Origin of the sequence: Mesorhizobium sp. M7D.F.Ca.US.004.03.1.1 (assembly GCF_003998635.1) — a bacterium.
In the GTDB taxonomy this organism is placed as follows: domain Bacteria; phylum Pseudomonadota; class Alphaproteobacteria; order Rhizobiales; family Rhizobiaceae; genus Mesorhizobium; species Mesorhizobium loti.
On record NZ_RZQG01000301.1, the window covers coordinates 1 to 6402 of the forward strand.

Here is a 6402-nt window from a genome sequence, read left to right on the forward strand (position 1 = left end):
GCATGGAGCCGATCGTCGCTCGTGACTCGGGCGCCGCCATCGGCGCCCGCCGCGGCGGCATCGTCGACCAGGTGGACGCGACGCGTATCGTTATCCGCGCCACCGAAGATCTCGATCCGGGCAAGTCCGGCGTCGATATCTACCGGCTGATGAAGTTCCAGCGTTCGAACCAGAACACCTGCATCAACCAGCGTCCACTGGTTCGTATGGGCGACCGGGTCAACAAGGGCGACATCATCGCCGACGGTCCGTCGACCGAGCTCGGTGATCTGGCGCTCGGCCGCAACGTGCTGGTCGCGTTCATGCCGTGGAACGGCTACAACTACGAGGACTCGATCCTCCTGTCCGAACGCATCGTCGCTGATGACGTCTTCACCTCGATCCATATCGAGGAGTTCGAGGTCATGGCGCGCGATACCAAGCTCGGGCCGGAAGAAATCACGCGCGATATCCCGAACGTCTCGGAAGAAGCGCTGAAGAACCTCGACGAAGCCGGCATCGTCTATATCGGTGCGGAAGTTCAGCCGGGCGACATCCTGGTCGGCAAGATCACGCCGAAGGGCGAAAGCCCGATGACGCCGGAAGAAAAGCTTCTGCGCGCCATCTTCGGCGAAAAGGCATCGGACGTGCGCGACACCTCGATGCGCATGCCTCCGGGCACTTTCGGTACCGTCGTCGAGGTGCGCGTCTTCAATCGCCACGGTGTGGAGAAGGACGAGCGCGCCATGGCGATCGAGCGCGAGGAGATCGAACGCCTCGCCAAGGACCGCGACGACGAGCAGGCCATTCTGGACCGCAACGTCTACGCGCGTCTTTCCGACGTGCTCGTAGGCAAGGAAGCGATCGCTGGACCGAAGGGCTTCAAGAAGGGCTCGACGCTGTCCAAGGATACGCTCGACGAGTATCCGCGTTCGCAGTGGTGGCAGTTTGCCGTGGAGAACGAAAAGCTCCAGAGCGAACTCGAAGCCCTGCGTGGCCAGTACGACGACTCCAAGAAGGCGCTCGAACAGCGTTTCATGGACAAGGTCGAGAAGGTCCAGCGCGGCGACGAAATGCCTCCGGGCGTCATGAAGATGGTCAAGGTCTTCGTGGCCGTGAAGCGCAAGATGCAGCCCGGCGACAAGATGGCCGGCCGTCACGGCAACAAGGGTGTCGTGTCGCGGATCGTTCCGGTCGAGGACATGCCTTTCCTCGAGGACGGCACGCATGCCGATATTGTGCTCAACCCGCTGGGTGTGCCGAGCCGCATGAATGTCGGCCAGATCCTGGAAACGCATCTGGGCTGGGCATGCGCGGGCATGGGCAAGAAGATCGGCGAGCTGATCGACGCGTATAAGGTGGCGGGCGACATCAAGCCGCTGCGCAAGACGCTCGAAAGCTTCATCCCGGCCAACGACCGCAACGAGCCGGTTCGCGAGTATGACGACGAGAGCATTGTTCGCCTCAGCGAGCAGATGCGCCGCGGCGTCTCGATCGCGACCCCGGTGTTCGACGGCGCGCACGAGGCTGACATCAACATCATGCTGGAGCAGGCGGGCCTGCACACCAGCGGTCAGTCGCAGCTCTATGACGGACGCACGGGCGAGCCGTTCGATCGCAAGGTGACGATGGGCTACATCTACATGCTCAAGCTTCACCATCTCGTGGACGACAAGATCCACGCGCGTTCGATCGGTCCGTACTCGCTCGTCACCCAGCAGCCGCTGGGCGGCAAGGCGCAGTTCGGTGGCCAGCGCTTCGGCGAGATGGAAGTCTGGGCGCTCGAAGCATACGGCGCCGCCTACACGCTACAGGAAATGCTGACGGTGAAGTCGGACGACGTAGCCGGCCGCACCAAGGTCTACGAGGCGATCGTCAGAGGCGACGACACTTTCGAGGCCGGCATTCCCGAGAGCTTCAACGTTCTCGTCAAGGAAATGCGGTCTCTCGGCCTCAATGTCGAGCTGGAGAACACCAAGCTCGACGACAACCCGATCCGGCTGCCAGACGCAGCTGAGTAGGGCGCGGCCGAGTAAACAAGACGCTCGGTCGCGGAAATCGCGACCGAGCGCACCAAATTCTTCGGCCGGTGGCCGACACAAGACGGCGGGCGTTTGGCCCGCGCTAGATGCAAGGGGTTTTCGAGGACCCCGAAAAGGAGAACGGCATGAACCAAGAGGTCATGAATCTCTTCAATCCGCAGGCGCCTGCGCAGGTGTTCGATTCCATCCGGATATCGCTTGCCAGCCCTGAGAAGATTCTGTCCTGGTCTTTCGGCGAGATCAAGAAGCCGGAGACCATCAACTACCGCACCTTCAAGCCGGAGCGTGACGGTCTGTTCTGCGCGCGCATTTTTGGCCCGATCAAGGACTATGAGTGCCTGTGCGGCAAGTACAAGCGCATGAAGTACAAGGGCGTTATCTGCGAGAAGTGCGGCGTCGAAGTCACGCTGTCGCGCGTTCGCCGCGAGCGCATGGGCCATATCGAGCTGGCGGCACCCGTCGCCCATATCTGGTTCCTGAAGTCGCTGCCGTCGCGCATCGGCACGCTGCTCGACATGACCCTGAAGGACATCGAGCGCGTCCTCTACTTCGAGAACTACATCGTCACCGAACCCGGCCTCACCGCGCTGAAGGAGCACCAGCTGCTCAGCGAGGAAGAGTACATGATCGCCGTCGACGAGTATGGCGAGGACTCGTTCACCGCCATGATCGGCGCCGAGGCCATTCATGACCTCCTAGCCGGCATGGACCTGGAGAAGATCGCCGGCGACCTGCGTTCGGAACTGGCTTCGACCACCTCCGAGCTGAAGCAGAAGAAGTATCTGAAGCGGCTCAAGGTCGTCGAGAACTTCATGGAATCCGGCAATCGTCCGGAATGGATGATCATGAAGGTGGTCCCGGTGATCCCGCCGGACCTGCGTCCGCTGGTTCCTCTGGATGGTGGACGCTTCGCCACGTCGGATCTGAACGACCTCTATCGTCGCGTCATCAACCGCAACAACCGTCTGAAGCGGCTGATCGAGTTGCGCGCTCCTGGCATCATCGTGCGCAATGAAAAGCGCATGCTGCAGGAAGCCGTCGATGCGCTGTTCGACAACGGCCGTCGCGGCCGCGTCATCACCGGCGCCAACAAGCGCCCGCTGAAGTCGCTGTCCGACATGCTCAAGGGCAAGCAGGGCCGGTTCCGTCAGAACCTGCTCGGCAAGCGCGTCGACTATTCCGGCCGCTCGGTCATCGTGACCGGTCCGGAGCTCAAGCTGCACCAGTGCGGCCTGCCCAAGAAGATGGCGCTCGAACTGTTCAAGCCCTTCATCTACGCCCGTCTCGACGCCAAGGGTTACTCCTCGACCGTCAAACAGGCGAAGAAGCTGGTCGAGAAGGAGCGTCCGGAAGTCTGGGATATCCTCGACGAGGTCATCCGTGAGCATCCGGTGCTGCTGAACCGTGCGCCGACGCTGCACCGTCTCGGCATCCAGGCGTTCGAGCCGATCCTGATCGAAGGCAAGGCGATCCAGCTGCACCCGCTGGTCTGCACGGCCTTCAACGCCGACTTCGACGGCGACCAGATGGCTGTTCACGTGCCGCTGTCGCTGGAAGCGCAGCTTGAAGCCCGCGTGCTGATGATGTCGACCAACAACATCCTGCACCCGGCTTCCGGCGCGCCGATCATCGTGCCGTCGCAGGACATGGTTCTTGGTCTCTATTATCTCTCGATCGTCAACCAGAACGAGCCGGGCGAAGGCATGGTGTTTGCCGACATGGGCGAACTCCAGCACGCGCTCGAGACCAAGGCGGTGACGCTGCACTCGAAGATCAAGGGTCGTTTCCGTACGGTCGACGCCGAAGGCAAGGTCGTGTCGAAAATCCATGACACCACCCCTGGCCGCATGATCATCGGCGAGCTTCTGCCGAAGAACGTCAACGTGCCTTACGAGACCGCCAATCAGGAGATGACCAAGAAGAACATCTCCAAGATGATCGACACCGTCTACCGCCACTGCGGTCAGAAGGAGACGGTCATTTTCTGCGACCGCATCATGGCACTCGGCTTCAGCCATGCCTGCCGCGCCGGCATTTCGTTCGGCAAGGACGACATGCTGATCCCGGACGCCAAGATCAAGCTGGTCTCCGATACCGAGGCTTTGGCCAAGGAATACGAGCAGCAGTACAATGACGGTCTGATCACGCAGGGCGAGAAGTACAACAAGGTCGTCGACGCCTGGGCCAAGTGCTCGGAAAAGGTCGCCGACGAAATGATGGCCCGCATCAAGGCGGTCGAGTTCGAGGACAATGGCCGTCAAAAGCCGATGAACTCGATCTATATGATGTCGCACTCCGGTGCGCGTGGCTCGCCCACCCAGATGCGTCAGCTTGCCGGCATGCGCGGCCTTATGGCCAAGCCGTCGGGTGAAATCATCGAGACGCCGATCATCTCGAACTTCAAGGAAGGCCTGACCGTGCTCGAGTACTTCAACTCGACCCACGGCGCCCGCAAGGGTCTGGCCGACACCGCCTTGAAGACGGCGAACTCGGGTTACCTCACCCGTCGTCTGGTCGACGTGGCGCAGGATTGCATCGTCAACTCCGTCGACTGCGGCACCGACAAGGGCCTCACCATGCAGCCGATCGTCGATGCCGGTCAGGTCGTCGCATCGGTTGGCCAGCGCGTGCTGGGCCGTACGTCGCTCGACGACATCACCCATCCGGTGTCGGGCGAGATTCTGGTCAAGGCCGGAACGCTGATGGACGAGCGTGACGTGGAACAGATCGAAAAGGCCGGCGTCCAGTCGGTCCGCATCCGCTCGGCACTGACTTGCGAAGTCAGGGTTGGCGTCTGCGCGGTCTGCTACGGTCGCGATCTTGCCCGGGGCACCCCGGTCAACCAGGGTGAAGCTGTCGGCGTCATCGCGGCGCAGTCGATCGGCGAGCCGGGCACGCAGCTCACCATGCGTACCTTCCACATGGGCGGTACCGCGCAGGTGGTGGACAGCTCGTTCCTTGAAGCCTCGTATGAGGGCAAGGTCGAGATCCGCAACCGCAACGTGGTGCGCAACTCCGACGGCCAGCAGATGGTCATGGGCCGCAACATGGCGGTGCTGATCCTCGACGAAGCCGGCAAGGAGCGCGCCTCGCACCGCCTTACCTATGGTTCGCGCATCTTCGTGGACGATGGTGACAAGGTGAAGCGCGGCCAGCGTATCGCCGAGTGGGATCCCTACACCCGTCCGGTCCTCACCGAAATCGAGGGCAGGGTGTCGTACGAGGATCTGGTCGACGGCATTTCTGTTCAGGAAACGGCCGACGAGTCGACCGGCATCACCAAGCGTGAGGTCATCGACTGGCGCTCGACGCCACGCGGCAACGACCTGAAGCCGGCGATTGCCATTCAGGACGCCAAGGGCAAGGTCGGCAAGCTGTCGAAGGGTGGCGACGCCCGCTTTCTGCTCTCGGTCGAGGCCATTCTTTCGGTCGAGCCGGGCTCGCAGGTTCGCCCCGGCGACGTGCTGGCGCGTATTCCGATGGAAAGCGCCAAGACCAAGGACATCACCGGCGGTCTGCCGCGTGTTGCCGAACTGTTCGAGGCACGTCGTCCGAAGGATCACGCCATCATCGCCGAGATCGACGGCACGATCCGCTTCGGCCGCGACTACAAGAACAAGCGTCGCATCATCATCGAGCCGCATGACTCGACGCTTGAGCCGGTCGAATACCTGATCCCGAAGGGCAAGCCGTTCCATCTCCAGGACGGCGACGTCATCGAGAAGGGCGACTACATCCTCGACGGCAATCCGGCGCCGCACGACATCCTGGCGATCAAGGGCGTGGAGGCACTTGCTTCCTACCTCGTCAACGAGATCCAGGAGGTCTACCGTCTGCAGGGCGTGTCGATCAACGACAAGCACATCGAGGTGATCGTTCGCCAGATGCTGCAGAAGGTCGAGATCACGGTGCAGGGCGACTCGACCTACATCCCGGGCGATCATGTCGACGTGATCGAACTGGAAGAGGTCAACGAGCGTCTGGTCGAGGACGGCAAGAAGCCGGCCGAAGGCCTGCCGGTGCTGCTCGGCATCACCAAGGCATCGCTGCAGACGCCGTCCTTCATCTCGGCCGCCTCCTTCCAGGAGACGACCCGAGTGCTGACGGAAGCTGCCGTTGCCGGCAAGACCGACATGCTGCAGGGCTTGAAGGAAAACGTCATCGTCGGCCGGCTTATCCCGGCCGGCACCGGCGGCACGATGAGCCAGATCCGGCGCATCGCCACCTCGCGCGACGAACTGATCATCGACGAGCGCCGCAAGGCCTCCGGTGTGGAAGTCGCCGAGCCGATGCTGGCCGACATGACAACCGCCGCGCAGTAGGCGCGGCGGCCAAAACAAAAAATAGAGCGGTTCGTCGTTTCGATGAACCGCTCCAGGAA

At 62.1% G+C, this 6402-nt stretch carries 2 protein-coding genes; both read left to right on the forward strand.

The annotated features are described in order from the left end of the window. Positions 1-2000, forward strand: a 2000-nt coding sequence (gene rpoB / locus EN935_RS17795) for a DNA-directed RNA polymerase subunit beta (protein WP_127373482.1), incomplete at its 5' end; no start/stop codon positions are given. Positions 2001-2146: 146 nt separating this feature from the next. Next, complete coding sequence (gene rpoC / locus EN935_RS17800) at positions 2147-6343, forward strand: DNA-directed RNA polymerase subunit beta' (protein ID WP_024505639.1); 4197 nt, start codon at positions 2147-2149, stop codon at positions 6341-6343. Positions 6344-6402: the final 59 nt, after the last annotated feature.